24 protein-coding genes and 5 pseudogenes are annotated in these 24,004 nt (G+C 75.2%); 10 read left to right on the plus strand and 19 right to left on the minus strand.

Going from position 1 to position 24,004, the window contains the following annotated elements; translation table 11 throughout:
* Positions 1-116 precede the first annotated feature (116 nt).
* Together QMQ26_RS02500 and QMQ26_RS02505 are read left to right on the plus strand one after the other, a co-directional pair.
* Positions 117-575 carry a TIGR04282 family arsenosugar biosynthesis glycosyltransferase gene (locus QMQ26_RS02500; protein WP_404814146.1) on the plus strand — a complete coding sequence of 153 codons (459 nt, stop codon included), beginning with the start codon at positions 117-119 and terminating at the stop codon, positions 573-575.
* A complete protein-coding gene (locus QMQ26_RS02505) occupies positions 572-1,291 on the plus strand; it encodes a class I SAM-dependent methyltransferase (RefSeq protein WP_282204603.1) in 720 nt (239 codons plus the stop codon). The genes QMQ26_RS02500 and QMQ26_RS02505 overlap by 4 nt, the downstream gene beginning before the upstream one ends.
* 7 nt (positions 1,292-1,298) lie before the next feature.
* Here the strand turns inward: QMQ26_RS02505 and QMQ26_RS02510 are convergent, their stop codons facing one another.
* The 5 genes and pseudogenes from QMQ26_RS02510 to QMQ26_RS37190 all read right to left on the minus strand — a co-directional run bounded on the left by QMQ26_RS02510 (position 1,299) and on the right by QMQ26_RS37190 (position 4,141).
* Positions 1,299-1,919, minus strand: coding sequence for a cytochrome b/b6 domain-containing protein (locus QMQ26_RS02510; RefSeq protein WP_282204604.1), 621 nt, complete (start codon positions 1,917-1,919; stop codon positions 1,299-1,301).
* Complete coding sequence (locus tag QMQ26_RS02515; RefSeq protein WP_282204605.1) at positions 1,903-2,646, minus strand: molybdopterin-dependent oxidoreductase; 744 nt, start codon at positions 2,644-2,646, stop codon at positions 1,903-1,905. Before QMQ26_RS02515 ends, QMQ26_RS02510 begins: the two co-directional genes overlap by 17 nt.
* 52 nt (positions 2,647-2,698) lie before the next feature.
* Complete coding sequence (locus tag QMQ26_RS37180) at positions 2,699-3,217, minus strand: hypothetical protein (protein ID WP_318552299.1); 519 nt, start codon at positions 3,215-3,217, stop codon at positions 2,699-2,701.
* 202 nt (positions 3,218-3,419) lie between these two features.
* Positions 3,420-3,695: pseudogene (locus tag QMQ26_RS37185) on the minus strand (hypothetical protein); the annotation flags it as partial.
* 104 nt (positions 3,696-3,799) lie between these two features.
* Positions 3,800-4,141 carry a hypothetical protein gene (locus QMQ26_RS37190; RefSeq protein ID WP_318552174.1) on the minus strand — a complete coding sequence of 114 codons (342 nt, stop codon included), beginning with the start codon at positions 4,139-4,141 and terminating at the stop codon, positions 3,800-3,802.
* Positions 4,142-4,441: 300 nt separating this feature from the next.
* Between QMQ26_RS37190 and QMQ26_RS02525 the strand changes: the two genes are divergently transcribed.
* Entirely contained in the window at positions 4,442-5,491 is a 1,050-nt protein-coding gene (locus QMQ26_RS02525; protein WP_318552175.1) for a molybdopterin-dependent oxidoreductase, read from the plus strand.
* Between the two features lies 1 nt (position 5,492).
* Positions 5,493-5,900 (plus strand): hypothetical protein, encoded by a 408-nt coding sequence (locus tag QMQ26_RS02530; RefSeq protein ID WP_282204606.1) that lies wholly within the window; start codon positions 5,493-5,495, stop codon positions 5,898-5,900.
* On the opposite strand, the pseudogene QMQ26_RS02535 reads toward QMQ26_RS02530, so the two are convergent.
* Positions 5,872-6,749 (minus strand): annotated as a pseudogene (locus QMQ26_RS02535) (S-methyl-5'-thioadenosine phosphorylase). The gene QMQ26_RS02530 and the pseudogene QMQ26_RS02535 overlap by 29 nt on opposite strands.
* Before the next feature lie 168 nt (positions 6,750-6,917).
* Between QMQ26_RS02535 and QMQ26_RS02540 the strand changes: the two are divergent.
* Complete coding sequence (locus QMQ26_RS02540) at positions 6,918-7,280, plus strand: DoxX family protein (protein WP_100834687.1); 363 nt, start codon at positions 6,918-6,920, stop codon at positions 7,278-7,280.
* Between the two features lie 43 nt (positions 7,281-7,323).
* Here the strand turns inward: QMQ26_RS02540 and QMQ26_RS02545 are convergent, their stop codons facing one another.
* The 6 genes and pseudogenes from QMQ26_RS02545 to QMQ26_RS02565 form a co-directional block, all read right to left on the minus strand.
* The gene (locus tag QMQ26_RS02545) at positions 7,324-8,634 is read right to left on the minus strand and encodes an SAM-dependent methyltransferase (protein ID WP_282204607.1); all 1,311 of its coding nucleotides are present in this window, start codon (positions 8,632-8,634) and stop codon (positions 7,324-7,326) included.
* Between the two features lie 258 nt (positions 8,635-8,892).
* Positions 8,893-9,552: a B12-binding domain-containing protein gene (locus tag QMQ26_RS02550; RefSeq protein WP_318552176.1), complete on the minus strand. Its 660-nt coding sequence runs from the start codon at positions 9,550-9,552 to the stop codon at positions 8,893-8,895.
* 223 nt (positions 9,553-9,775) lie between these two features.
* Positions 9,776-9,991 (minus strand): annotated as a pseudogene (locus QMQ26_RS37195) (MerR family DNA-binding transcriptional regulator); the annotation flags it as partial.
* The gene (locus QMQ26_RS02555; protein ID WP_282204608.1) at positions 9,985-10,467 is read right to left on the minus strand and encodes a DUF427 domain-containing protein; all 483 of its coding nucleotides are present in this window, start codon (positions 10,465-10,467) and stop codon (positions 9,985-9,987) included. The pseudogene QMQ26_RS37195 and the gene QMQ26_RS02555, both read right to left, overlap by 7 nt.
* Before the next feature lie 29 nt (positions 10,468-10,496).
* On the minus strand, positions 10,497-11,087 hold the full coding sequence (locus QMQ26_RS02560) for a sigma-70 family RNA polymerase sigma factor (protein WP_282204609.1): 591 nt from the start codon (positions 11,085-11,087) through the stop codon (positions 10,497-10,499).
* A 178-nt stretch (positions 11,088-11,265) separates the two neighbouring features.
* Positions 11,266-11,829, minus strand: a complete 564-nt coding sequence (locus QMQ26_RS02565) for a DUF4383 domain-containing protein (protein ID WP_282204610.1) — start codon at positions 11,827-11,829, stop codon at positions 11,266-11,268.
* A 221-nt stretch (positions 11,830-12,050) separates the two neighbouring features.
* Between QMQ26_RS02565 and QMQ26_RS02570 the strand changes: the two are divergent.
* Positions 12,051-12,598, plus strand: a pseudogene (locus QMQ26_RS02570) (carboxymuconolactone decarboxylase family protein).
* A gap of 37 nt (positions 12,599-12,635) precedes the next feature.
* Here QMQ26_RS02570 and QMQ26_RS02575 read toward each other — a convergent pair.
* From QMQ26_RS02575 to QMQ26_RS02590, 4 genes are all read right to left on the minus strand, one after another.
* Positions 12,636-13,229: a copper resistance CopC family protein gene (locus QMQ26_RS02575; protein WP_282204611.1), complete on the minus strand. Its 594-nt coding sequence runs from the start codon at positions 13,227-13,229 to the stop codon at positions 12,636-12,638.
* Positions 13,226-13,816 carry a hypothetical protein gene (locus tag QMQ26_RS02580; protein ID WP_100834695.1) on the minus strand — a complete coding sequence of 197 codons (591 nt, stop codon included), beginning with the start codon at positions 13,814-13,816 and terminating at the stop codon, positions 13,226-13,228. The genes QMQ26_RS02575 and QMQ26_RS02580 overlap by 4 nt, the downstream gene beginning before the upstream one ends.
* Positions 13,817-13,980: 164 nt before the next feature.
* Entirely contained in the window at positions 13,981-15,249 is a 1,269-nt protein-coding gene (locus QMQ26_RS02585) for a putative PEP-binding protein (protein ID WP_282204612.1), read from the minus strand.
* Positions 15,250-17,112, minus strand: coding sequence for an FAD/NAD(P)-binding protein (locus QMQ26_RS02590; RefSeq protein ID WP_282204613.1), 1,863 nt, complete (start codon positions 17,110-17,112; stop codon positions 15,250-15,252). It lies immediately after the preceding gene.
* Between the two features lie 431 nt (positions 17,113-17,543).
* Here QMQ26_RS02590 and QMQ26_RS37880 point away from each other — a divergent pair, with 431 nt between their 5' ends.
* Entirely contained in the window at positions 17,544-18,290 is a 747-nt protein-coding gene (locus QMQ26_RS37880) for a helix-turn-helix domain-containing protein (RefSeq protein WP_404814043.1), read from the plus strand.
* Here QMQ26_RS37880 and QMQ26_RS02600 read toward each other — a convergent pair.
* A complete protein-coding gene (locus QMQ26_RS02600) occupies positions 18,205-19,590 on the minus strand; it encodes a carotenoid oxygenase family protein (RefSeq protein ID WP_282204614.1) in 1,386 nt (461 codons plus the stop codon). The genes QMQ26_RS37880 and QMQ26_RS02600 overlap by 86 nt on opposite strands.
* Positions 19,591-19,669: 79 nt before the next feature.
* Here QMQ26_RS02600 and QMQ26_RS02605 point away from each other — a divergent pair, with 79 nt between their 5' ends.
* Together QMQ26_RS02605 and QMQ26_RS02610 are read left to right on the plus strand one after the other, a co-directional pair.
* On the plus strand, positions 19,670-20,311 hold the full coding sequence (locus QMQ26_RS02605; protein ID WP_100834699.1) for a TetR/AcrR family transcriptional regulator: 642 nt from the start codon (positions 19,670-19,672) through the stop codon (positions 20,309-20,311).
* Between the two features lie 370 nt (positions 20,312-20,681).
* Entirely contained in the window at positions 20,682-21,359 is a 678-nt protein-coding gene (locus QMQ26_RS02610; RefSeq protein WP_282204615.1) for a hypothetical protein, read from the plus strand.
* 9 nt (positions 21,360-21,368) lie between these two features.
* On the opposite strand, the pseudogene QMQ26_RS02615 reads toward QMQ26_RS02610, so the two are convergent.
* Both QMQ26_RS02615 and QMQ26_RS02620 read right to left on the minus strand, forming a co-directional pair.
* Positions 21,369-22,836 (minus strand): annotated as a pseudogene (locus tag QMQ26_RS02615) (NF041680 family putative transposase).
* 117 nt (positions 22,837-22,953) lie between these two features.
* Entirely contained in the window at positions 22,954-23,271 is a 318-nt protein-coding gene (locus QMQ26_RS02620) for a hypothetical protein (RefSeq protein WP_282204616.1), read from the minus strand.
* Positions 23,272-23,642: 371 nt separating this feature from the next.
* On the opposite strand from QMQ26_RS02620, the gene QMQ26_RS02625 reads away from it, so the two are divergent.
* A complete protein-coding gene (locus QMQ26_RS02625; RefSeq protein WP_282204617.1) occupies positions 23,643-23,864 on the plus strand; it encodes a hypothetical protein in 222 nt (73 codons plus the stop codon).
* The last annotated feature ends 140 nt before the right edge of the window (positions 23,865-24,004 follow it).

Raw genomic sequence — 24,004 nt, forward strand, 5'->3', positions numbered from 1 at the left:
TGGCCGAGGCGGCCCTCGCCGACACCCTGGCCGCGCTGTCGCTGGTCCCGGCCGGACGGCGGCTGCTGGTCCTGGACGGGGCGCCGGGCCGGTGGCTGCCGCCGGGCTGGGAGGTGGTGCCGCAGTGCGCGGGCGGCCTGGACCGCCGGCTCGCCGCCGCCTTCGCCCACGCCGCCCGCCTGGCGCCGCACGCCCCGGCGCTGCTGGTCGGCATGGACACCCCGCAGCTGGACCCGGCCGTCCTCGCCGCGCCGCTGTCGGCCGCGCGGCGTCCGGGCGTCGACGCCTGGTTCGGCCCCGCCGAGGACGGCGGTTTCTGGGCCCTCGGCCTGGCCCGCCCGGACGCCCGCCTCGCGGCCCGGCTGCTGCACGGCGTGCCGATGTCGACCGCCGGCACCGGCCGGGACGTCCTGGACCGGCTGCGGGCCGCCGGTCTGACGGTCGGCGAGCTGCCGCCGCTGCTGGACGTGGACGGCCCGGACGACGCGGCCCGGGTCGCCGCCCTGGCGCCCGGCACCCGGTTCGCCGCCCGACTGCTGGAGTGCGGGACCGCCCCCGGACCGGCCGCCCGGTGAACGCCCACCCGGCGGGTGCGGGCGCGGACCTCTCCCCCGCACGCGGCGTCGACGCCGCCGCGCCCCGGATCGCCGCCGAGCCCTGGGTCGACGACCCGTTCGGACGGGCGGTGCGGGCCGGGCGGGGGCCGTTGTGGCTGCGGCGGGCGGACGGTTCGCGGCTGGCCCTGGAGGTGGAGCGCTGGTGCGCGCCGGTGGCCGGGGCGGACCACGGGCTGGTGCTGCGCTGCCTGGGCCTGTCCGCGCCGGTGCTGGACCTGGGCTGCGGGCCGGGTCGGTTGGTGGCGGCGCTGTCGGAGGCGGGCGTGCCCGCGCTCGGGGTGGACATCTGCGCGGCGTCGGTGGAGCGCACCGCGGGGCTGGGCGGTCTCGTGCTGCGCCGTTCGGTGTTCGACCGGCTGCCCGCCGAGGGCCGTTGGGGCGGCGTGCTGCTGGCCGACGGCAACCTCGGCATCGGCGGCGACCCGGCGGCCCTGCTGGCCCGGGCGGGCTCGCTGCTCGCCCCGGGCGGGCTGCTGCTGGTGGAGACCGCGGCGCAGGAGGTGGACGAGGTCGCGGACGTCCGGGTGGAGGGCCCGGACGGCGCCGGTCCACCGTTCGCCTGGGCCCGCTGCGGGCCCGCCGCCACCCTGCGGCACGCCCGGGCGGTCGGCCTGGAGCAGGCCGAGCGCTGGGTCTCGCACGGCCGCTCGTTCCTGGCGCTGCTCCGCCCTTGACGGTAAGTCAGCCGGCGGCGGGTCGGTCGCGCTCCGTCCACTGCGGGTGCTCGCGGTCGGCCCACTCCCGGTCGACGGTGCCGGTGCGCATGCCGCGCCGGGCCTCCGGGTCCTGGTGGGCCATCCGCAGGTGGCCGAGCACCACCACGGCGACGGCGAGCGCGAACCAGTCGTGGACGAAGGTCGCGCCGGTGCGCCACACGGCCGGGGCGAGGCCGGTGAACCACATCAGCAGGCCGGTGCCGAGCATGACCAGGGTGGTGCCGAGCGTCCACTGCGCGTACAGCTTCTGCCCGGCGTTGAACTTCCCGGCGGGCCGGGGCCCGAGGCGGCGGCGGCGCACGGTGCGCAGCCAGGTGCGGTCGGCGGCGGTGAAGCGGCCGAGGCGGGCGGCGTCGCGGCGCATCGCCCGGGAGGCGAGGGAGAGCAGCAGCGGGACGGGCAGCAGCAGGCCGCACCACTCGTGCAGCCCGGCCACCAGGCGCCGGCGGCCGACGAGTTGGGCCAGCGGCGGCAGGTAGAGGCAGGCGGCGGTGGCCAGGCAGGTGAGCATCAGCGCGGCGGTGGTGCGGTGCGTCCAGCGCTGGGCGCGGGTGAACCGGGGGCGGCGGTCAGTCGGTGGGTGCATCGTCGCGTCCGTTCGATCGGCCGACCCAGGCGTCCACGTCGTAGCCGAGCCGTTCCCAGTAGCCGGGGTGGACGGTGTCGGTGACGGTGATCGAGGACAGCCACTTGGCGGACTTGTAGAAGTACATCGGGGCGACGTACAGGCGGACCGGGCCGCCGTGCGCGTGGCCGATCGGCTGGTCCTGCATCCGCAGCGCCACCAGGACGTCGTCGCGGCGGGCCTGGTCCAGCGTCAGACTCTCGGTGTAGGCGCCGTCGAAGCAGCCGAAACTCACCGCGCGGCCCTCCGGCCGCACTCCGGCGGCCGCCAGCAGCGCGGACAGCGGGACGCCCTCGAACGGGGTGGCGGGCACCCGCCAGCCGGTGACGCACTGCACGTCGTGGACGATCCGGCGCTGCGGCAGGGCCCGCAGGTCGGCCAGCCGCAGGGTGGTGGGCCGCTCCACCAGGCCGTCGACGGTGAGGGTGTAGTCGGCCTCACCGCGTTCGGGCACCGAGGCGGTCACCGAGTAGTAGCGGAACCCGCCGCCGGGCAGCAACCCGCTCAGCCCGGTCGGGTCGTTGCGGCTCAGGGTGTCCTGGGCGCGTTGCAGCCACGGGCCGACCGCGACCCCGGCGGCGCCGAGGCCGAGCAGGCCGAGCACCACCCGGCGGCCGACGGGGGTGCCGCGGGCTCCGTCGTCGTCGCCGTCGTTGTCGCTGTTGCCGTTGCCGTTGTCGTCGTCCACGGGGTGATTCGACCAGTCGGGGCCGCCGTTGCCCAGGGGCGCGGGCGGGCCGTCAGACTTCCGTCATCTGTGCGCGCACCGGTCGCGGCCACCGTCCGGCCCGCCGCGCGGACACCGCCGCGATCACCAGCAGGGCCGCCCCGTAGGCGAGTTGCTGCGTCCGTTCACCACCGGCCAGGTACAGCAACTGCCCGGCGGCGGGCACCGCCAGCCACTCCCAGCGGCCGTCGAGGGCGACCAGCGCCACCACCAGCAGCCCGTACCAGGGGTAGCCGGGGGCGGCCAGCAGCAGCGCCCCGCCGGTCACCAGCAACGCGCCCCGCCAGGGCCGCCCCGGGTCACCGTGCCGCAGCACCCGCCACACCAGGACGGCCAGCAGCGCCGCCCCGCCCCACGGCGCGAACCGGTCGGGCAGCACCAGGCGCAGCAGCCCGAATCGGTCGAGGTGACCCTGCTGGTAGCCCTCCTCCCGCAGGTAGCCGGGCAGGTAGCCGAGCACCCCGGCCCCGGACGCCGCCACGTACGGCAGGTAGCAGAGCACGAACACCCCGGCGGCGGCCACCAGCAGCACCAGGGCCGCAGCAGGCCGGAACGCACCCCCGGCGGGCCGGCCGGGCGCTCCCGGGTCCGTCTCCGGCGCGGCGCGCGGGCCGGCCGGGGCCGTGCCGGGTCGGTGCCGGGCGGGCGGGGGAGAGGACGCCGGAGAGGGCGCCCGGGAGGGCCAGGGCGGGGAGGAGCTTCACCGCCGTTGCCGCGCCCAGGGCCGCGCCGGCCGGCACCGGCCGGGTGCGGGCCGCCCAGCTCAGGCCGGCCACGGTCAGGAGTGCGCCGAGCGTGTCGACGTGGGCGTCGTTGACCGCCCAGACCGCGACGCCCGGGCACCAGGCCCAGAGCGCGGCCCGCCGCCGTCCGCCCGTCACCGCGAGCAGCAGGGCGGTGGTCGCCACCGCCAGGGTCGCCCCGGCCGCCTGGGCGACCCGGACGCCGTCGCCGAAGGGGCGTTGGAGGAGGAACCACGCCTCGGCCAGCGGCGGGTAGACGGTGTGCACGGCGGGGCGGTTGATCCGGGTGCAGGCGCCGTCGGCGGTGCGCCGTTCGTCCCACTCCGCGCAGCCGTCGCCGACCGGGAACCGGCCGGGGTCGCGCAGCCGGGTCAGGGCCGGGTCCTCGGGGTGTGCGCGTACGGGGAGACGCCCGCGGCCTGCACCTTGCCGTCCCAGCCGTAGCGGTAGGCGTCGTCGCTGGTCCGGGGCGGGGCGAGCAGGCCGGTCGCGGCGACCAGGACGCCGCCGGCCAGCACCAGCCGGGTCACCTGCCGGGCCGGTACCCGGCGCAGCAGGAGCAGCGCCGTCGCGAACAGGGCGGCGTCGGCGGCGTACCAGCCGTAGAGCGGGGTCCGGTCGCCGAGGGTGCCGCCGGTGGTGAAGGTCAGCGCGAGGCAGCCGGCCAGGGCGGTGACGGCGAGGGCGCAGGGCAGGGCGGGGCGTGCGGTCACCGCCCCACCCTCGCAGCTCGGGGCGTCCGGGGGGCGGCGGCGGGGTGCCGTCCGGATTCCGTAAGCATCCGCCCGAACACCCGTCCGGACACGGGCCGTTCGGTCGGGCCGTTCGGATTCCGTAAGCACGTCGTAGCGCCGTCGGGGCGGCCGGGCGCGCTTCGATGGTCTCGTGGACTCCGACCCCTCCCCGCCCGGCGGCGCTTCGATCCGCCGCTGCCCGCCCCGCCCGCCGCGCTGCGGCGCGGCCCGTTCCGCCCGGGCGCGTTCCGCTCCGCCGCGCACGAGCCGCGCACCGCGGTGGCGATCGGCCGGTGGCTGGGCGCGGCGGTGCTGCTGTGCTTCGCCACCGGGCTGATCAGCCACCTGCTCCAGGACCCGCCGTCCTGGCTGGCGCCGCACCTGCCGTCCCGTCCGGTGAACGGCTACCGGGTCACCCAGGGCCTGCACGTGATCAGCGGGCTGGCCGCGATCCCACTGACGGGCGCGAAGCTGTGGACGGTGTACCCGCGGCTGTTCGCCTGGCCGCCCGCACGCAGCGTCCTGCAGGGGCTGGAGCGGCTGTCGATCGCGCTGTTGGTCTCCGCCGTGCTGCTACAGCTGTTCACCGGTCTGCTGAACACCCTCCAGTGGTACCCGTGGCCGTTCCCGTTCCGGCAGACCCACTACTGGACGGCGTGGACGGCGGTCGGCGCGCTGCTGGTCCACCTGGCGGTCAAGGCGCCGGTGATCGCCGCGCACTGGCGCCGGGCCACCGCCGTCCCGCTGCCCGGGCGGCGGGCGGTGCTCGCGGCGACGGCCGCCGCCGTCAGCGCGGTCACCCTCACCACCGCGGGCCAGACCGTGCCGTGGCTGCGCGCCCTGGACCTGTTCGCCCCGCGCCGCCCGGGCGCCGGGGGCCAGGCGCTGCCGGTGAACCGCACCGCCGCTCAGGCCGGGACGACCACCGTCCCGGCCGACTGGCGGCTGGCCGTCGACGGCCCGGCCGGCTACCGGATCGGCCTGGCCGAACTGCGCGCCCTGCCGCAGACCACCGCCGAACTGCCGATCACCTGCGTGGAGGGCTGGAGCGCGAACGCCCGCTGGACGGGCGTGCGGCTGACCGACCTGCTGCGCCGGGCCGGCGTCCCGGCCGGGTCGACGGTGCGGATCACCTCCCTGGAGGAGGACGGGCCGTACCGGGTCACCGAGATGCCCGCCGGGTACGCCGACGACCCGCTCACCCTGCTGGCCCTGGCCCTGGACGGCCGCCCGCTGACGCCCGACCACGGCTTCCCGGCGCGGATCGTCGCGCCGAACCGGCCCGGGGTGCTACAGACCAAGTGGGTCGCCCGGATCGAGGTGGTCTGAGGTGCGGATCTTCCGCGGTGCCCTGCTGCTCGGCGGCCTCGCCCTGATCGCCTGCGGGCTGACCGGCCTGCTGACCGACCCGTACGTGACCGGCCCGCTCGGCGTGCTGCTGTGGGCCGTGGGGCTGCTGGTGCTGCACGACGGGCTGTGGCTGCCGCTGGTGTGCGCGGTCGGCGCGGCCGCGACCGGTCGGCCGGTGCTGCGCGGCTGGCTGGTGGTGGCGGCGGCGGTGGGCGCGGTGGCCGTCCCGGCGGTGCTGCGGGCCGGGGACGACCACGGCAACCCGACCCTGCTGCCGCTGCCCTACCTGCGGAACTGGCTGCTGTTCCTGGCGGTGAGCGCGGCCGCGGCCGCGCTCACCGCCGTGGTCCGACGGCGGGTCAGGAGGGCACGCCGGGCAGGCCGGTGACCAGCCCGTCCAGGGCGTGCGAGCACGGGCAGTGCCGGACGGCGGGCAGCGCCTCCAGGGCCCCGAACAGGACGGTGCGCAGGCGCTCGACGTTGTGGGCGAAGACCTCCAGCACCTCGGCGTGGGTGACGCCCTCGCCGCTCTCGACGCCCGCGTCGAGGTCGGTCACCAGGGCCAACGAGGTGTAGCAGAGGCCGAGTTCGCGGGCCAGGACGGCTTCCGGGTGGCCGGTCATGCCGACCACGGACCAGCCGTTGGCGGTGAACCAGCGCGACTCCGCCCGGGTGGAGAAGCGCGGGCCCTCGATCACCACCAGGGTGCCGCCGTCCACGGGCTCCCAGGCGAGGTCGCGGGCGGCGGCCAGGGCGGCGGCGCGGCCGGCCGGGCAGTAGGGGTCGGCCATCGAGACGTGGACCACCTCGGGCACCGAACCGTCCGGCAGTATCCGGCCGTCGTAGTAGGTCTGCGCCCGCCCGGAGGTGCGGTCGACGAACTGGTCCGGCACCAGCAGCGTGCCCGGCCCGTACTCGGGCGCAGGCCGCCCACCGCGCACGGCGCCACCACCTGCCGCACCCCCAGCGCGTGCAGCGCCCACAGGTTGGCCCGGTAGTTGATCCGGTGCGGCGGCAGCCGGTGGCCCCGGCCGTGCCGGGGCAGGAAGGCGACCCGCCGGCCGGCCGCCTCGCCGACGAACAGGGCGTCGGACGGCGGCCCGTACGGCGTCTCCACCCGCACCTCGACGGCGTCCCCGAGCAAGGCGTACAGCCCCGACCCCCCGATCACCCCGAGCTCGGCGCTCGGGACGCCGTCGGCGCGGGGCGGGTTTCCCTGTGCAGAAGCAGTGGTCATGCCCCCACCCTAAGGAGGGCGGGCGGCCGACCCGCCCAGGACGGCCTTACGGCTCGCTGACGGCTCCGGCCCGGGGGCCGGAGCCGGGACCCGGGGTGTTCCCGAAGGGCGCCCAGCGGGTCTACTGTTCGGTAACATCCCGCACCGCCCGGACGACCAGGAGAACCGATGACCGCCGACCGTTCCGCCCGCCTGCTGGGCGGCCTCCTGCTCGCCGCCGGAGTCGCGCACTTCGCCGCGCCGAAGCCCTTCGACTCGATCGTGCCGCGCAGCCTGCCCGGCGACCCCCGGACCTGGACCAGGGCGAGCGGCCTGGCCGAGCTGGCCGTCGGCGCGGCGGTGCTGCACCCGCGCAGCCGCCGCGGCGGCGGGCTGGCGGCCGCCGGGCTGTTCGCCGCCGTCTTCCCGGCCAACGTGAAGATGGCCTACGACTGGCGCCACCGCCCGGCCCCGCTGCGCGCCGCCGCGTTCGCCCGGCTGCCGTTGCAGGCCCCGCTGATCGCCTGGGCGCTGCGGGTCTCGCGCGGCTGACGCCCGCTCAGCCGCCCCACCGCTCGGCGGGCCCGACGTCCCCTCAGCCGCCGTACCACTCGGCGGGCCTGACGGTCGCGTCCGGTCCGCCGGGGCGGCGGGCGAGGATCTGGTCGACCCCCATCCGCCCCTCGGAGAAGGCCAGCGAGCTGCCCGCCGTGTAGAGCTGCCACAGCCGCACCGCGGGCCGGCCGACCAGGGCGGTGAAACGGTCCTGGTGGCGGGTCAGGGTGTCCCGCCAGGCGTCGATGGTGCGGGCGTAGTGCGGGCGCATCGCCTCGGTGTGCAGCACCTCCAGGCCCGCCGCCTCGATCAGGTCGACGGTCTGCCCGAGCGGGCGCATGTGCATGTCGGGGGCGATGTACGCCTCGATGAACGCGCCGCCGCCGGGCGCGGCGGCCCCGCGCGACATCTGCTGGACCAGCAGTCGGCCGCCGGGGCGGAGCAGTCCGTGCAGCCGGGCGGCGAAGTCGGGGTACTGGTCCCGGCCGACGTGCTCGCCCATCTCCACGCAGCTGACGGCATCGTAGGCGTCCGCGGCGATCTCCCGGTAGTCGCACAGCCGGACGTCGACCAGGTCGGCGACGCCCGCCTCGGCCACCAGCGAGCGGGCGTGGGCGTGCTGGCGGGCGGAGAGGGTGACGGCGGTGACCTGCGCGCCGTAGTGGACGGCGGCGTGCCGAGCCAGTGCGCCCCAGCCGCAGCCGACGTCGAGCAGCCGGGTGCCGGGGCGCAGGTCGAGCTTGCGGCAGATCAGGTCGAACTTGGCCTCCTGGGCGGCCTCCAGGGACTGGTCGTCGGAGGTGTAGTAGGCGCACGAGTAGGCCATCGCCGGTCCGAGCAGCAGGGCGTAGAACTCGTTCGACAGGTCGTAGTGGTGGCTGATCACCGCCCGGTCCCGACCCCGGCTGTGCAGGGCACCGCGGACCCGGGCCCGGCCGCCGGGCCGGGGCGGCGGCGGTCCGACGGCCCCGAGCCGGGCGGCGGCCGACAGCAGGGCGGGCCAGCTGCCCGGGGACGGCCGGCCGAGCCGCCGTCCGGCGAGTTCCCGGCGGACGGCGGACAGGGCCTCGCCGAGGTCGCCCTCGACGTCGAGCTCACCGCTGATCCAGGCGTCGGCCAGCCCCAGCTCGCCCGGCTGCCACAGCAGCCGACGCAACGCCCGGCGGTGGCGCACCACCACCTGCGGCCCGGTCGCCGGGCCGGTGGTCGAACCGTCCCAGAGCCGCAGGCCGAAGGGCGGCGGCCCCCCGAGCAGCTCCTGGAGCACCGGGGCCAGCACCTCGGCGGCCCCGGCGCGCGCGCCCGCGCGCCGTTCGGGTGCCGGGCTGTTTCGGGTGGCAGGTACGGTCATGGGTCCCCTCCGCCGGACGGGGCCGCCGGGCGGCCTCACGCTGGTGTCTGCTCCCCGGGTTCGGAGCCGACCGCGCCGCGGATCGGTCACCCGCGCCACGAATCGACCTGCCCGGCCTCCGGCTGCGGCCGTGGCCTCGGCGACGGCGACGGCGACGGCGACGGCGACGGCGACGGCTCAGGCTGACCGGCCGGGCGGCTCAGCGAAGCAGTCGGGGGGGGACGGGCGGTGGGACAGGCGGTGGGACGGACGGGCGGCTCAGCGGGGCGGCTCGGCCGGGCGGGTGGTGGGCGGCCGGGCGGTGAAGGACTGTTCGATCAGGTCCAGCGCCGCTTCGAGCGTCCGGGGGCGGCCGGTCGGGGCGGGCGGGTCGTGGCGGTGCCAGCCGGGGCCGGCGGCGACGACCAGGGGGCGGGTCCGGGAGCCGGGCGGGCCCCAGACGGCTCGGTCGACCTGGCGGGCGAGGAGCGGGTCCGCGGTGCGCTCGCTCTGCGACCAGAGCAGGACCGCGGAGGGGCCCAGGCGCTGGACAGCGTCGAGCAGGGCCCGGGCCGGGACGGTCGCGCCGAGCATGCGGTAGGGCAGTCCCCGGACGGCCATGCCGGCCGCCACCGCCTCCAGCGGCAGGGTGTGCTGCTCGGCGGGCATCGCCGCGAGCAGGACGGGCGGCCCGGACCGGAAGCGGGCCGGGGTGACGGCCACCGCGCGCAGCGCCGCGGAGACGTGCCAGGACAGCAGGTGCTCGACCTCGACGTACTGCTCGCCGTCGGCGGCCCACTTGCGGCCGGCCGCGCGCAGCGCGGGCATCATCACCTCGGTCCACGCCCGTTCGGGGCCGAGGTCGGCGAGGGCCAGCCGCAGGATGTCGGCGACCTCGGGCCGTCCAGCCGCACGGCCGCCCGGGCCAGGCCCCGGCACTCGGGCCGGACGGTGCCCACCGGCATCGCGCGGCTGCCGCCGGGCGGACGGGGGCCGGGCCCGGCCGGGGCCGCCTCGTCGGACCCGGAGTCGGGCCGGGTGGGGTCGGGCCGCGCGGGGCCGGTCTCCGGCGGCCGGGCGGCGCGGGCGGCCTCCCCCGGGGGACGCCGCGGGAGGTCAGGCGGCACATCTCCTCCAGCAGGGCGATGTCCGCCGGGCTCCAGCGGCGGTGCCGGCCCGGCTCCCGGTGGGAGGGGCCGATCCCGTACCGGCGCTCCCAGGAGCGCACTGTGGTGGGCGACACGCCCAGCCGCCGGGCGACCGCCCCGGTCGACACCCCGGCCAGGGCGTCGTCCGCCGGGTCGTGGCCCGGGCGCGGGTCACCGGTGTCCGTCGCCGTGGAGGCCCGGCCTCCTGCCGTCGCCGTCTCGTTCACCATCGGGACGTCCCGGGCGCGCCCTTGAACGGGCCGGTGATCTCGTCGGTGATCCAGCCGCCGTAGAACCCGCCCTGCTGCGGCCGGACGGTCTCGCCGTCCACCGTGCAGCGGTCCACCCGGTCCGGGTGGAACGCCAGGTGGTCGCGGAGCGCGCGGTAGCCGGGCATCGGCTCGGGGTAGCTCCAGGCGGCCCGGGGCGACAGCCGCCCGTCGGCCAGCACGTTCCAGTACCGGGCGCGGCCCTTCCACTCGCACAGGGTGCCGCCGTCGGCCGGCCGGAGCAGGGCCGTGGCCACGTCGGGGCGCGGCAGGTAGAACACCGGCGGGTGGCTGGTCTCCAGCACGCGCAGGGCCCGGCGGGTGGAGGCGAGCAGCCGCCCGGCGAAGAAGACCTCGACGAGCCGGCCGTCGGGCACCAGGGCGGGCGGTCTGGGGTAGTCCCAGACCGATTCGGTCGGACGGTCCTGGTGGTGCACGGTTCTCCTCCTCACCCGTCCCCGCGGCCTCACGCCTCGTCGAAGGCCGCGCGCAGCCGCAGCAGGCCGTCCCGCATCCGGCTCTTGACGGTGCCCAGCGGGACGTCCAGGAGGACCGCGATCCGGCTCTGCGAGTAGCCGCCGTAGTAGGCGAGCACCAGGGCCTCGCACTGGGCCCGGCCGAGCGCGGCCAGGGCCTGCCGCACCCGGGCCGCCTCCATGGACCGCTCGACCTCGTCCGCCACCGGTTCGGCGGCCGGCGCGGTCGCCGTCCGGTCGGCGCGCACGACGCGTTCCTCGCGTTCGGTGCGGGCCCGCACCGACCTGACCCGGTCGACGGCGCGCCGGTGGGCGATCGTGCCCACCCAGGCCGCGGCCGAGCCGCGCTCCGGCCGGTAGGACGGTGCCGAGCGCCAGACCTCCAGCAGCGCCTCCTGGGCGACCTCCTCGGCCTGCCAGGCGTCGCGCAGCACCCGCAGGGCGATGCCGTGGACGGTGGGCGCGATCTCCTCGTACAGGTCCGCGTACGCCGCGCGGTCGCCGTGGGCGGTGCGCTCCAGCAGGTGCCGGAGCGACTCGGCGCGGCCGGGGCGGGACGTCGTGGTCGAGGTGGCTGACATGCTCCGCACGCTCCTCGCCTGCAGCGTTTCCCGCCACTTGCAGCGTTGTCGCATCGATCCGCGCAGCGTTCGCCGGTGCACCGTTTGCCGGTGCGGCGGTCCCGGCATGGCACGGCACGGCGGCGGGCCCGCACGACGGCGGGCCCGCATGGTGGCCGGTGGCCGGTGGCCGACCGGGTCAGAGCGTCGGGGGGCGGTGGCCGGTCCCGGCCGTGAGCGCTCCGAGGCGGGCGTCGGCCGGGTCGATCGCGCGGGGCCGCCCGGCGGCGTCCGGTGCGGCCGACTCGGGGTGGCGGTGGCGCCAGTACGGGTTGTCGTACGGCAGTCGGCCGCTGACCCGCCCGTACATGCCGAAGGTCGCGATGAGCAGGCCCATCGCGAAGCTGAAGACCACGTTGGGGATGCGGAACGCCAGCACGTTGGCGCCGGAGTCGAGCAGGGCGAGGTTGACGAAGCCGCTGAGCACGAACAGGGTGCCGACCACGATGTTGACCGTCGAGGCTGTGGTGCCGCCGATCGCCGCACCGATGATCAGCACCACGGCCGTCACGATCGACACCAGGCTCAGCAGGCCGTTGCTCGACAGCCCGGCGACGCTCTCGCCCCGGGTGCTGAAGAACGCCAGGCCGTCGGCCAGGCCCAGGCAGCCGAACACCAGCAGCACGACACCGCACAGGCCCGCGCCGAACCGGTACACCCGAGCGAGGGGGTGGTCCACGGGAAGCTCATCACGGAAGTCCATGACGACTCTCTCCTTCGACAGGGGAGGCGGGTGCCTCCGCCCTCCACCGTCGGGGCCCGGCCCGGGCGGGGGAAGTCGCAGCGTTCCCGCATCGAAGTGGCCGGGTCGGCCGGGGGCGGCCGGGAACGGTCAGGAGGGCAACCTGGGAGTGGGCGGCGGGGCGGCCCGGGCCCCAGCATGGACCGTCCGTTCCGTCCGGCCGACCCCGCGGGAGAACACCCATGCCTCACATCAGCATCACCAACGGCCTTCCGGGCATCAGCGGCCTGATGGCCCAACGCCCGGACACCGCAGCCCCGTTGAACCAGCTCGCCGAGACGCTGCTGCGCAGCCCGGCGTCCTCCGCACTGAGCCGGGGCGAGCGCGAGCTGATCGCGGCGTACACCTCGGAGCTCAACGAGACGGAGTTCTGCGCGCAGTCGCACAGCGCCTTCGCCGCGGCGCAGCTGGACGGCGGTGCGGAGCTGGTGAAGGCGGTGCTGCACGGGCCGGACGAGGCGCCCGTCACCCCGAAGCTGCGGGCGCTGCTGCGGATCGCCGGCGCCGTCCGGGGACCGGTCCGGGCGCTGCCGGCGGAGCTGGTGGCGGAGGCCCGGGCGGCCGGTGCCGACGACGCGCAGATCCACGACACGGTGCTGATCGCGGCGGCGTTCTGCCTGTTCAACCGGTACGTCACCTGTCTGGACACCGAGCTTCCGGCCGACCCGGCTACTACGAGGAGGGCGCGGAGCGGATCGTCGCCCGCGGCTACGCCCCGGCGGCCGGCTGACCCCGCGCGGCTCCCCCGCCCCCGACCCTCGGCCCGGTCAGCCGTCCGGCCCGGTCAGCGGGCCGGGCCGGGGGTGCGGGGGCGACGGAGCCGGGGGCGGCGGAGCATCAGGAGGAGGGCGCCGGGCAGCAGGACGGCGTCGACGGCGAGCAGCAACAGGTTCCAGGCGCCGTCGACGGCGTGGCTGTGGGCCGGTGCGGTGTCCTCCGCGAGGGGGTGCCGGGGCGGGGGCGGTGGTGGTGCCGAGGTCGAAGGCGGTGGTGCCGGAGACCTCGCGGTCGGCGTCCAGGACGAGCCGGTAGACGACGCGGTAGGTGCCCGCGGCGTCGGTGCGGACCTGGGTGACCAGGCGGCGGCCGTCCAGGCGGGGCGGGCCGTCGGTGACGGGGGTGCCGTCGGGGCCGTTGACCTGGAGGTAGACCGCCGAGGGGTGGAAGTCGTCGCCGGAGAAGGTCAGGGCGACCTCGCCGGGGGCCCGGGTGAGGGCGCTGCCGTCGGCCGGGGTGATGCCCGCCAGCCGGACCGGCTGGCGGGCGCTGATCCAGAGGAGTCCGGCGAGCAGCAGGACGGCGAACGCGGTGCCGAGGACCAGGACGCGCTGGAAGGGGCGACGCGGTGCGGGGGTGCTCACGCGAGGGCCGCGGCCTCGTGCTGGTGGGCGGTGGGTCGGCAGCTGCACGTCATCGCGGCCAGTTCGGTCCGGCTGGGCCGCAGGTGGTAGTACATGCCGATCACCATCGGGATGAAGACGATGGTGTTGTAGAAGAGGTGCAACTCGACCCGGGGGAAGGCGAGTTGGAGCACCGAGGTGGGGACGGGCTTGCCGAACAGGAAGTGCCCGGTCTGGGCCTGGAGCAGCAGGAGCAGGTGCTCGATGTGGTGCCAGAACTGGATCGCCAGCGCCACCGTCCACCAGGTGCGGCCCCGTCCGACGAAGCCGGGGCGCAGCAGGAACAGGCCGATCAGCATGACCAGGGCGTAGCCGTAGTGCATCCACTCCGAGGTCACCAGCCACGGGAACGCGTACCCGAGCAGCCCCTTGGACTTCGGGACCGGCCAGCCGAGGCCCCAGATCTGGTACGCCTGCGCGAGGTGTTCGGCCCAGTGGCCGAGCACCACCACCAGGAAGACGTTCAGGGCAGCGCGGTGCGATCCGTGGTTCAGGTGGCCGACCGGCCCCTGGGGGGCGGTTCTCGACGGGGCGGTGTGCGTCGTCATCGGTCTGGTCTCCTAGCGGAGGAGGGATGCGGGAGCTCGGCCGGCACGCTCGGTGGCGGCGCGTGCCCCAGAGTGGTGGCCGCGCGCCGGGGCGGGCTTCTTCCAACGTGCTCAGTTGCCCGCCCCGGTGGCTTGACGGTGCGTCAGCGAGTCTGCGCGGTCGGCTACTTGACTCCGATCAGGCGGGCGGCGGGGACCGCGGGGACGGGTTCGGGCCGGGGGTGCAGGACCTGGACGAGCTCGGCGGTGCACATCATGTAGCCGTCGGGGGTGGGCAGGTGGGCGAGGTAGTGGGTGAGGTCGGTACCGAGGGAGAAGACCCGGACCGGGGTGCCGGCGGCCCGGGCGGCTTCGACCACCCGGCGGACGCCGTCCAGGACGGAGGGGTGCCGGGTCTGGTAGGAGTCGGCGACGAGGTGGTTGCCCCGGTCGGCGGCCAGGTAGAACTGGACCAGGTCCTTGACGCCGACGAACAGTTCGCTGGCCCCGGCGGCGCAGATCCCCCCGGTGGCGTGGACCGCGGCCGGGGTCTCGATGAACGCGGAGAGCGGGACGCTGTCCGGGAGTTCGAGGTGGGCGCGGAGCTGAGCGTACTCGTCGGCGTCGTTGAGGAACGGGACGGAGAGGTGGATTCGGTCCGCCTGGTCGCCGAGCCGGGTGCGCAGCGTGTCGAGCACCGTGCGCAGGGCGTCCCGGTAGGGGGCCGAGCCGAGCAGCCAGCGGGCGCCGTGCAGGCCCAGTTCGGGGTTGGGCTCGATGGCGACGGCGGACTGCTCGGTGACGCTGGCGGCGTGGTCGGAGCGCAGGTCGAGCAGGCGCAGGACCAGCCGCTGGCCGGGCAGGAGTTCCTCGACGAAGGCGCCGAGGCGTTCGGCGACGGCCCGCCCGTAGCCGGCGATCTCGGCGGGGCCGCCGTCGAGGGCGTCGAACGGGCTGAGCCCGGCGGCGAGGCAGAGGAACTCCTCGCGGATGAAGAACGAGTCGACCCGTTCCGCCTCGGGCCCGGAGGAGTTGACGGTCCGGATGTCCTGGAAGTCGGCGATGACCGCGCAGGCCGCGCCGAGGTCCGCCGCGGTGGGGGCGGCGGCGCCCCGCCCGGGGGCGGGGTCCGCGGCCGGGTCGGGGTCGAGCAGGATCGCCCCGTTCTCCAGGTCGAGGGTGACCTCGCCGACCAGGGCGGCGAGGTCGGCCTCGTCGACCCGGAGCACCGGGATGCCGCGGCCCCGGCACAGGGACTGCATGTGGCCGGTCTGCCCGCCGCCGCCGCAGACCACGGCCCCGGCGGTGACGATGGCCTCGTACAGGCCCGCCTCCAGGTGGGGGGCGATCAGGATGGAGCCCTCCTGCGGGCGGCCGGTGCGGTTGCAGGTGCCGCGCAGCGTCGCGCGGGTGCCGCCGGTGAGCATGAAGCCCTGGATCCGTCGTCCGTTCACTCAGTCCTCCGTGTCCTCGTCGGTGTCACCCCCGTCCGCGATCCCCAGGTGACGGCGCAGTTGGCGCGGCGTCACGGAGACGTCCGTGAGCCTCCGGACGGCGGACCGGGTGACGGCCGCCCGCAGTCGGCGGCCGCCTGGGTCGTCCGGGGTGGTGAGGAGGCCGATCAGGGCGTCCAGGCGGGTGTCGAGCCGTTCCCGACGGGCCCGGGCCCGGGTCGCCATCCTCCGCACCTCCAGGTTCACAGCCTGATCGAACGCGGGGTCGGTCGCTTCCTCGAACGTGCCGTCGGAGGTGCGTGATCCGGCCAAGTCGCGGACGGCCGGCGGGGCCGGTTCGGGGGCGGCGCCGGGCAGTTCGAGTTGCTCGATGACGTGGGCGGCGACCGCGATGGAGTGGTTCTTGATCGCGGCGAGGTTGAAGGCGAAGGCGCCGGTGCGGCCGTTGCGGACGATCTCGTCGCCCTCGCGCAGCGGCCCGACCGCGGTGAGCGGGCCGCCGGGCACCCCGGCGGGGGTGAGCAGGACGCCGCGGTGGTCGACCTCCAGGCCGCGGCCGGTGCGCTCGTGGGGGGTGGCCAGGCCGCGGCGCAGCAGGTTGCGCCAGAGCGGCTCCTCGACCCGCCGGTAGTCGCTCTCCCGGCCGAAGTTGGAGACCACCAGGTCGGCCCGGACGGTCAGCTTCTCGTCGGCGGTGGCGACGGTGACCTCCAGCAGGCCGGATTCGGCGGGGACGATCGCCTGGACGCCGCCGACCAGCAGCCGCACCGGGCCGGGGTGCATCGCCCGCTCGATCACCTCCAGGGTGTAGGGCACCGCGCCCACCCGCAGGGCGGCGATCGCGGTCCCGAACTCGTCCAGCAGCGACCGCAGTTCGGGGGACGGGATGCGGGCGAGGGCCTCCGGCAGGTGGGGCTCCCAGGCTTTGGCGACCCGTTCGGCGACCACCTCGGGGGCGATCTCGGGATGATCGCGGGCGACGCTCGCGCAGGCCGCCGTCCACTCGGCCCGGACCCGGCCGAGGAACTCCTCTCGGTCGCGGTAGGGCTCCAGCAGCGTGCGGGGGCAGGCCAGCCGCAGGACGCCGTGCTCGTGGGCGCCCGGGTAGGAGCGGAACATCGTCCCGGTCCGGGAGACCAGCACGATCCGCCCGGTGTGGCCGCGGCGCAGCAGCAGGCCCGCCGAGTCGTAGGCGCTGAGCACCGAGCCGACGATCACCACCTCGGCGTCCGGCGGCAGCGCCTCCAGGCGGCGCACGCCGTCGGCCGAATAGGGGTGGCGGACGAAGCGCGGGTGCTCCAGCACCTCGGCGGCGAAAGGGATTTCCTTCAGCTCCAGGCCGGTGGCGAGGACCGCGTGCGCGGCGGGCAGCACGTGCGCGGTGCCGTCGCTCCCGCGGACCGCCACGTCGACCCCGGCGGCGGTGGGCACCAGGTCGAGCGCCTCGCCGTCGGCCTCGGTGAGCAGGACGCCGGGGGCGGCCTCCCGGGCGGCCTCGGCGAGCCGCTGCTCCAGGTAGTCCTGGAAGATCCGCCGGGGCGCCGGGCCCGGCTCGGTGAACTCGTGGTCGGCCCACTGCGCGGGCCAACCGCCGCGGTCGGCCTCCCGGTTGGCCCAGTGGACGAAGTCGAGCACGTCCTCCCGGAACACCGACATCCGTCCGGCCTGGATGTTGAAGACGTGGTCCCAGGGATTGCCGTGCCGGTGGTAGGCGACCCCGGCACAGCGGTAGTCGGAACGCCGCTCCAGCAGGACCACCTCGACCGGGCGGCGGGCGAACCGGAGCATCCTGAGGGCGGTGGCCGTGCCGGCCAGACCTGCTCCCACCACGACGATCCTGGGGCGGGTTCCGGTGGGGGTCATGCGGGAGCCTCTCGGTCACGGGGCGGGAGCGACCCAGGAACGACTGATGGAACGTCAGGAACTTTGTACACCAGCGAGGTTGGCCCCGTCGTCCGGTTCGCGGCACGGCAGGGGCACGGCAGCGGCCCGGGGCGGGGCGGGGACGGGACGGGGGCGGGGCGGGAACGGGCGGTTGGATGCCCCGCACGGTACCTGCGGGCGCCCGGCCGGGACTTCTCCCTGGTTGCCCGGGGGACGGCACGGGCGGGAAGGCAGCACGGGCGGGGAAACGGCGGAGCCCGGGAGGCGGCACGGGCCGGGAAACGGCGGAACCCGGGAGGCAGCACGGGCCGGGAAACGGCAGAGCCCGGCGCCCGGCCCCGGCACGCTCGGAGAAGTCGGGCCGGCGACCGGGGGGTGAGACTCGGCGCTGGAGGTGGGTGCCGGTGCGGATGACGGCGGATCAGCGGCGCGAGGCGGTGGTGCGGGTGGCGGTGGAGGTGTTCGCCCGCGAGGGGTTCCACGCCGCGACGACCGCGGCGATCGCGGACCGGGCCGGGGTGTCGCAGCCCTACCTGTTCCGGCTGTTCGCCACCAAGCGCGCGGTGTTCCTGGCCGCCGCCGAACTCGCCACCGGCGAAGCCGCCCGGGCGTTCACGGCTGCGGCCCGGGACGCGGGCGGGGCCGGGGCTGCGGAGGCGGCTGGGGCCCGGAACCCGGGCGGCGTCACCGCGTTGCGGGCCGGGGAGCGGGCCTGGCGGCGGATGCTCGGGCCGGGCGGCCCCTTCGCCCTCCAGTGGCAGTTGCACGCGGCGGCGGCCGGCGACCCGGTGGTCCGGGCGGCGGCGGCCCGGCACTGGGGGGTGCTGTGGCGGACGGTGGCCTCGGCGACCGGCCTGCCCGATCCGGTGCTGGTGGCGTTCTTCGGCCGGGTCCTGTTGCGGGGCGCGGCGACCGCGCTGCGTCCGGAGCCGCCCGTCGACACCACCGCCACGGCCACGCCACGCCCAGCGCCACCTCCCGGCACCACAGCCGCACCGCACCCGGAGCCGTCCCCCGACACCGCCGCCGCCACCACCGCCCCGCTCCCCCGCCCGGGCCCGGCGCCCCCGGTCACCACCCCGACGGCACCCACTGCGCGTGGAACCCGTGCGGCACCCGTACCGGCAGCGGTACGGCCGCGACCGGCGGGCCGGTGAAGTCGGCGGTGTCCAGGACGAGCAGTTCGCTGCGGTCGGCGGCGGGGTCGTACACCAGGGTGAGCAGCCAGCCGTCGCCTTCGGGGGCGCGGGCGTCGCGCGGGACGAAGACGGCTTCGCCGCCCTGGCGGCCGTCGGCGAAGGGGTGCCGGTCGGTGCGGCCGGTGGTGAGGTCGTGGCGGAGCAGGGCGGGGCCGCAGAGGGCGGCGCCCTGGCCGGGGGCGAGTTCGAGGGTGAAGGCGTAGCGGTAGGGCAGTCCGGTGCGGCGTTCGTCGATCCGCGGGAACTCCTGGGTCCGGCCGTCGAGCCGGTGTTCGAGGACGGCGCCCTCGCGGGGGTCGAGGGTCCAGCGCCACAGGGCGGGGGCGGATTCGCTGGGGTGCAGCCGGTCGCGGTCGAAGGCGCGTTCGTGGCGGATGACGTCGACGGTGATCCGGCCGTCGGCGTCCTCGAAGGCGTTGACGGGGTGGAAGACGAAGCAGGGCGGGACGTCCAGCCAGAGCGGGGCGGCGTCCGGCCGGTCGCGGGGGACGATGCCGATCCGGGCGTCGCGGTCGTGCTGCCAGGTGTGGGGGAAGGACGAGCCGGCGGCGGCCTCGGCGGGGTCGTGGGCGACCGGCAGGTCGAACAGGACGGTGTGGCGGGCGGTGAGCGCGAAGGCGTGCATCCAGGGGCGGCCCTTGACCGCTACGGGCCGCGCGTCGCGGACCCGGCCCCCGGTGTCGACGGTGAGCAGGACGGCCCGGTCGCCGTCCGGGTCGACGGCGACGGCGTGCAGTTCGCCGGTCACCGGGTCGGTGAGCGGGTGGGCGCAGAGGCCGCCGGGGAGGGTGCCGTCGAGGTCGGTGCGGGCGAGGGTGCGCAGTTCGGGGTCGAGCAGGAGCGGCCGGGTGCCGCCGTCGGTGACGGCCAGGGTGCGGCCGGCGTGGCGGACCAGGTTGGCGTTGACGTTGCCGTCCGGGCCGTGGCGCGGGCCGGGGACGGGCAGTTCGCCGAGTTCGCGGCTGAGGGCGCCGTCGCGCAGCCAGCGGTTGCGGTACCAGTGGGCGCGTCCGCCGCCGAGGCGCAGTCCGTGCACCATGCCGGCGCCGGCGAAGGCGTGCTGGACGGCGGGGTCGTGCTCGCCGCGGGTGTTGGGGCCGATCCGCAGGAAGGTGCCGTCCAGTTGGGGCGGCAGGGTGCCGCGGACGGTGAGGTCGGTGTGCGCGGTCTCGGCGGGCACCGGCCGGTAGCCGGGTCCGAGCAGGTGGGTGGTGCTGTGCGGGTGGCTCCTGGTGGGGTGTGCGGTGGTGCCGGGCATGGTGGCCCCCTCCGTCGATAGCACCGTTACATAACGCCGTCATTGATGAGGGTCACAGGTGGCTGACATACTGTCAAGGGTGAGTCCACGGCGGGTCGACCCGAACCTCAGTGCGCAGCTGATCGAGGCCGCGGCGAAGCTGCTCAGCGAAGAAGGACCGGCCGCGCTGTCCACCCGCAAGCTGGCGGCCACCGTGGGCACCTCGACCATGGCGGTCTACACCCACTTCGGCGGCATGGACGACCTGGTGCGGACGATGGTCCGCGAGGGCTTCACGCTGCTCAACCGGCGGCTGGAGGCGGTCGAGGAGACCGACGACCCGGTCGCCGACGTGGTCGCGCTCGGCTGGGCGTACCGGGCCAACGCCCGCGAGCACCGGCACCTCTACAACGTGATGTTCGGCGGCGCCGGCCTCAGCAGCTTCTCGCTCACCGACGCCGACCGGCAGCACGGCCGCTACACCCTGGACGCCCTGGTCCGGGCGGTCAAGCGTTGCGTGGCCGCCGAGCGCTTCCGGCCCGCCGACCCGGAACTGGTGGCCCACCAGCTCTGGATCGCCCTGCACGGCCTGGTCACCCTCGACCTCGGCGGCTACCTGGTGGAGCCGCTCACCGCGGACGTCTGCTTCGAGGCGCAGGTCTGCGGCATGGTCCTCGGCGCCGGCGACGACCCGGCCCGTGCCCGGGAGTCGGTCGCCAAGGCGGCCCGGCGGCCGGTCTGAGCCCGGAGCGGCCCGGCCACCCCCGCCGCGACGAGACAGCCACCATCCACCCCGTCACCGCCGTCCCCGCCCGGCTACCCGGCCGTCCGGCCGGCAAGACGATCCGGACGATCCGGACGGAGCCGCCCCAGGAGCCGTTCAAGGTCCGGATCGTGTAGCTGGAGTCAGGGACTTCAACCACACGATCGATCCGCGATGGCGCAGGCCGTCCGCGTAGCTTTCCGAGCCCTTGTCGTATCTGATGACCAGGCCTCACCGGGTCTTGATCTTCTGGAAGCACCCACCGAGACCAGAACCTCGCACCAGTTCCTCACTTGCCGGTTGACACCCGGCGTCGAACAGGTGTGACCCGGAGTGGCAGGCTGTGGTCGTGGAAATCGCGAGGGACGACCAGCCGAGGCCGCTGTCGACGTGCTGGCTCTACTGGATCGCCGTACCGACCGGGGACCAAGCGGGAGTCATTGCCTCCCTGGGCCTCACCCGACCCGTCCCCGTGACGTTCGCCGAGGCCGAGGTCGTCATCGACGGGGACGGACACGGAGAGGCCGAGGACAATCCGGATGGAATGGCCCGGGTGTACGTGAGTCCTGAGATTGAGGGATGGACTCTGGTGATCGGCCCGTGGTGCAATCCGTGCGACAGCGACAGAGGCGACGAAGTCCTGCGGCTGTGTGTCGACCTCAGCTCCCGCTACGGAGCCGCGCAGGCGTACTACTTCGGTACACAGAACGACGGCTCGGCCTGGCTGATCGCGGAGCACGGGGTCGTGATGCGGCGGTACTGCGAGACCGGTACGGCCGAGGACGGACTCCTCACGCTGGGACAACCCCTCGTGCAGGAACAGACCGAGCGGGAGCGGATCGGCCTGCCCCTCACCTGGAAGGCGAGCGAGCGCAACGGGGAGGCCGAGGAGGAGTGGAAGTGGCGGGCATTCGACATGGCCCCCGAGATCGCCTCGGCCCTGGGCATCAGTCCGCTCGCTCTGACCGCGACGATGCGAGTACGCGGCGTCGGCGTTCTCGCGGAGACACCTGTTCCGGTGCACTGAACGGTGCGTTCAGCTCTCCGTAGCGGTCCTCCTCAATTTGGTCCCCTTCTTGTCGTGGGTGGGCCGCGTGTACGCCTCGCCGGTGGCCAGGATTCTGCCGACCTCGTAGCGGGCGGCGGGCCGCTGGTTCTTGTGGCCGGGCGGCCGACCCGGTCCGGGGCGGGTGGGTTTCTGCGCTTCCACTGGTAAGGGGGTCTTCGTGTGCAGGTTTCTGAACCCGCGCCGGACGCGGGCGGGGGTGAGCTTGTTCGGTTCCGCCGGACGCTCCCACGGGTGGCGGAGGTCGGCGGCGAGCGAGCGGGCGAGGCGGAGCTGGGCGTGGGCGGCGATGACGATCCAGGTCCACCGGTCCGCCGCCTCGGGGGTGCGGGTCTTGGGCCGGGTCCAGCCCATGGTCTGCTTGAACAGTCGAAAGGTGTGCTCCAGGTCGAATCTTCGCAGGTAGGAACGCCACAAGCGGTCAACGTCGACGGCGGTGGCGCCGGTGGCCGAGGACCACAGCCACACCGGGGCGGGGTTGCGGTCGCCGGGCAGGTGGTCGACCTGCAGGCGGAGCAACGTGCCTTCGATGACGGGTAGTTCGCCTTCGTGGCCGAGCCAGCAGGTGCGGTGGGTAAGCCGCGGGTGGAGCCGGTCCCAGCTTCGGGCCGTCACGGTGCCGTAGCGGGTCGTTTCGGTGGTCGTGGTATGTTCGCTCCGGCCAGGTGGCGGACTTGGCCAGGGCGAACTCGGGACCGTGCTTGGGCGGCCGCCCGTCGGTGCCCAGCAGTCTGGGCGGTTTGGGCAGCCGCAGCACCCGGCCGGAGCGGATCCGGCCAAGCACCTCGACGGGCAGGTCCGCCAGGACGAACGCCAGCCGGGTGACGTCATAGCCGGCGTCCATCACCACCAGGATGTTGGGATCGCCCTCGCACCAGTGCCCGGCCGCGATCAGCCGTTGGACCACGCCGCGGAGCTGCCCGGCGGTCACCGCGGTGGCGTCGTCCTCGGGCCCGAGCCGGACCGCGTCCAGAATCGCGGTCCACGACGTGCGCCCGGATTCCAGGACGGCCCCGAACGAGTACAGCCAGCCCGGAATGAACTGCGAGACGCTCTTCGCCCTCCCGTAGACGTGGCAGAACAGCCTGTCCGCGCTGGTCGGCGTGTCGGACCGCAGCCGCGGGCTGACGTCCACCGCCAGCACGATCCGACCGTCGTCAGCCCTGGGCAGGGGCAGCCCGGCCAGTTCGGCACGCAGCCGGTCCGCCTCGATCCGCCCGCAGTTGAGCCCGTCATAGAGCGCGCCATGGCCACGCGGGTGCTCGGCGGTCAGCGTCAGCTCGACCAGCGACTTCACCGGCCCGTCGGCGCACAGCAGCGCGTCGGTGAGCTCGAACAGGGCATCCGCCCGCGCGGTCAGGCAGTCATAGAAGCCCGCCCGGAAGCATGACAACACGGACAGGGACACGACGCAGTCGGCGTTGTCCAGCAGACTCATCCGCACGGCCTTGGTCAGTGATCATGGGCGCTTCGCAACGCACATGATCACGCCAGGGCCGTACCGCTGTCCGGTGAACAGCGAAACCTTGCGGACGTGACCTCCCTGCCGGCCTTGCTACAAGTCCTCGGGGCGTTCGAACTCCCCGCAGACAGCAGCGAGGGCTTCCACCGGGTCAGACGTGAACTTTCGGGTGACGCCCTCGACGATGAACGGTGCCTGGCCATGCGGACCTGAATCGACCTGCACGTAGCCGGTGCCGGAGTTGACACGGAGGAAGTACACGTTGTCGTCGTCGCTGAGATGAGTCACCTGAAGCCGCTCGACCGAGAGGCCGGGCACAACAAGGCGGGCACCGCCGAGAACATCGTCCAGCGGGCCGCCGCTGCGGTCGTCCGGTCCCCACACCCTGCCCCTGATCAACGGTTCACTCATGCGGTGCATCATCCACGACCTGACGTCCGCTCGCGCTACGAACAAGTCCGAGGGTTACTGACGTCGGCCCTTTGGGGTGATGGTGGATGTGGGCGGGGCGACGGCGGAGACACGTGATCGCCGCGAGGCGGTGTGTCTGGAGGCTGCCGGCTGTTTGCCGAGGACAACAAGCCTCCGGACGCGGGCCAGCGGCAGCGGGTGAGCCGCATGGTCTCGTACTTGGCGCCAGGCATGGAAATATGTACCCGTCGGTGTCAACTCCGGGAGAAGGAAAGGCTCGTGGCGGTGGGAAGTGCAGCCCGTCAGGCGCTGCGAATGGCGAGAGTCGAGGCGGTGTTCGGCAAGGACGCGACCCCGCGGCGCTCGACCTGTTGGAACTTGTCGAGCGCGCGTGGCACGACGCCTATCACGAGATCGCGCCGACCGAGGAAGTGATCGACGACATCCTGACGTGCTCTCAGGGTGATCTTGGGCGGCTGATCCATTTCGGCCTGTTGGCAGTCGTGGACGCACGGGACCTATGGGTGGCCGTCGAGAAGATCCGGGCGGCCGAGACGGCGGCACCGGCGGTCCCACCAGCTGAGGTGCCGTGATCGACCGGTGCGCGCCCGGTGAGCCCCGAGCTCACCGGGATATCAGCTGAGCAGTGAGCGTTTTCAGAGCGGTCACCGATCGGGTGACGGCCCGCGGTCGTGGGGCAAGGAGAACGGACAGGGCTCCCGGGCAGTTGAGT

The sequence above is a fragment of the Kitasatospora fiedleri genome, assembly GCF_948472415.1.
GTDB lineage: Bacteria > Actinomycetota > Actinomycetes > Streptomycetales > Streptomycetaceae > Kitasatospora > Kitasatospora fiedleri.

Coding starts and splice junctions, on each gene's coding strand:
- QMQ26_RS02510 (WP_282204604.1), bottom strand. CDS start 1,919: ATGCACCCACCGACTGACCGCCGCCCCCGGTTCACCCGCGCCCAGCGC.
- QMQ26_RS02540 (WP_100834687.1), top strand. CDS start 6,918: ATGACCGCCGACCGTTCCGCCCGCCTGCTGGGCGGCCTCCTGCTCGCC.
- QMQ26_RS02545 (WP_282204607.1), bottom strand. CDS start 8,634: ATGACCGTACCTGCCACCCGAAACAGCCCGGCACCCGAACGGCGCGCG.
- QMQ26_RS02560 (WP_282204609.1), bottom strand. CDS start 11,087: ATGTCAGCCACCTCGACCACGACGTCCCGCCCCGGCCGCGCCGAGTCG.
- QMQ26_RS02565 (WP_282204610.1), bottom strand. CDS start 11,829: ATGGACTTCCGTGATGAGCTTCCCGTGGACCACCCCCTCGCTCGGGTG.
- QMQ26_RS02580 (WP_100834695.1), bottom strand. CDS start 13,816: ATGACGACGCACACCGCCCCGTCGAGAACCGCCCCCCAGGGGCCGGTC.
- QMQ26_RS02590 (WP_282204613.1), bottom strand. CDS start 17,112: ATGACCCCCACCGGAACCCGCCCCAGGATCGTCGTGGTGGGAGCAGGT.
- QMQ26_RS37880 (WP_404814043.1), top strand. CDS start 17,544: ATGACGGCGGATCAGCGGCGCGAGGCGGTGGTGCGGGTGGCGGTGGAG.
- QMQ26_RS02600 (WP_282204614.1), bottom strand. CDS start 19,590: ATGCCCGGCACCACCGCACACCCCACCAGGAGCCACCCGCACAGCACC.
- QMQ26_RS02620 (WP_282204616.1), bottom strand. CDS start 23,271: ATGAGTGAACCGTTGATCAGGGGCAGGGTGTGGGGACCGGACGACCGC.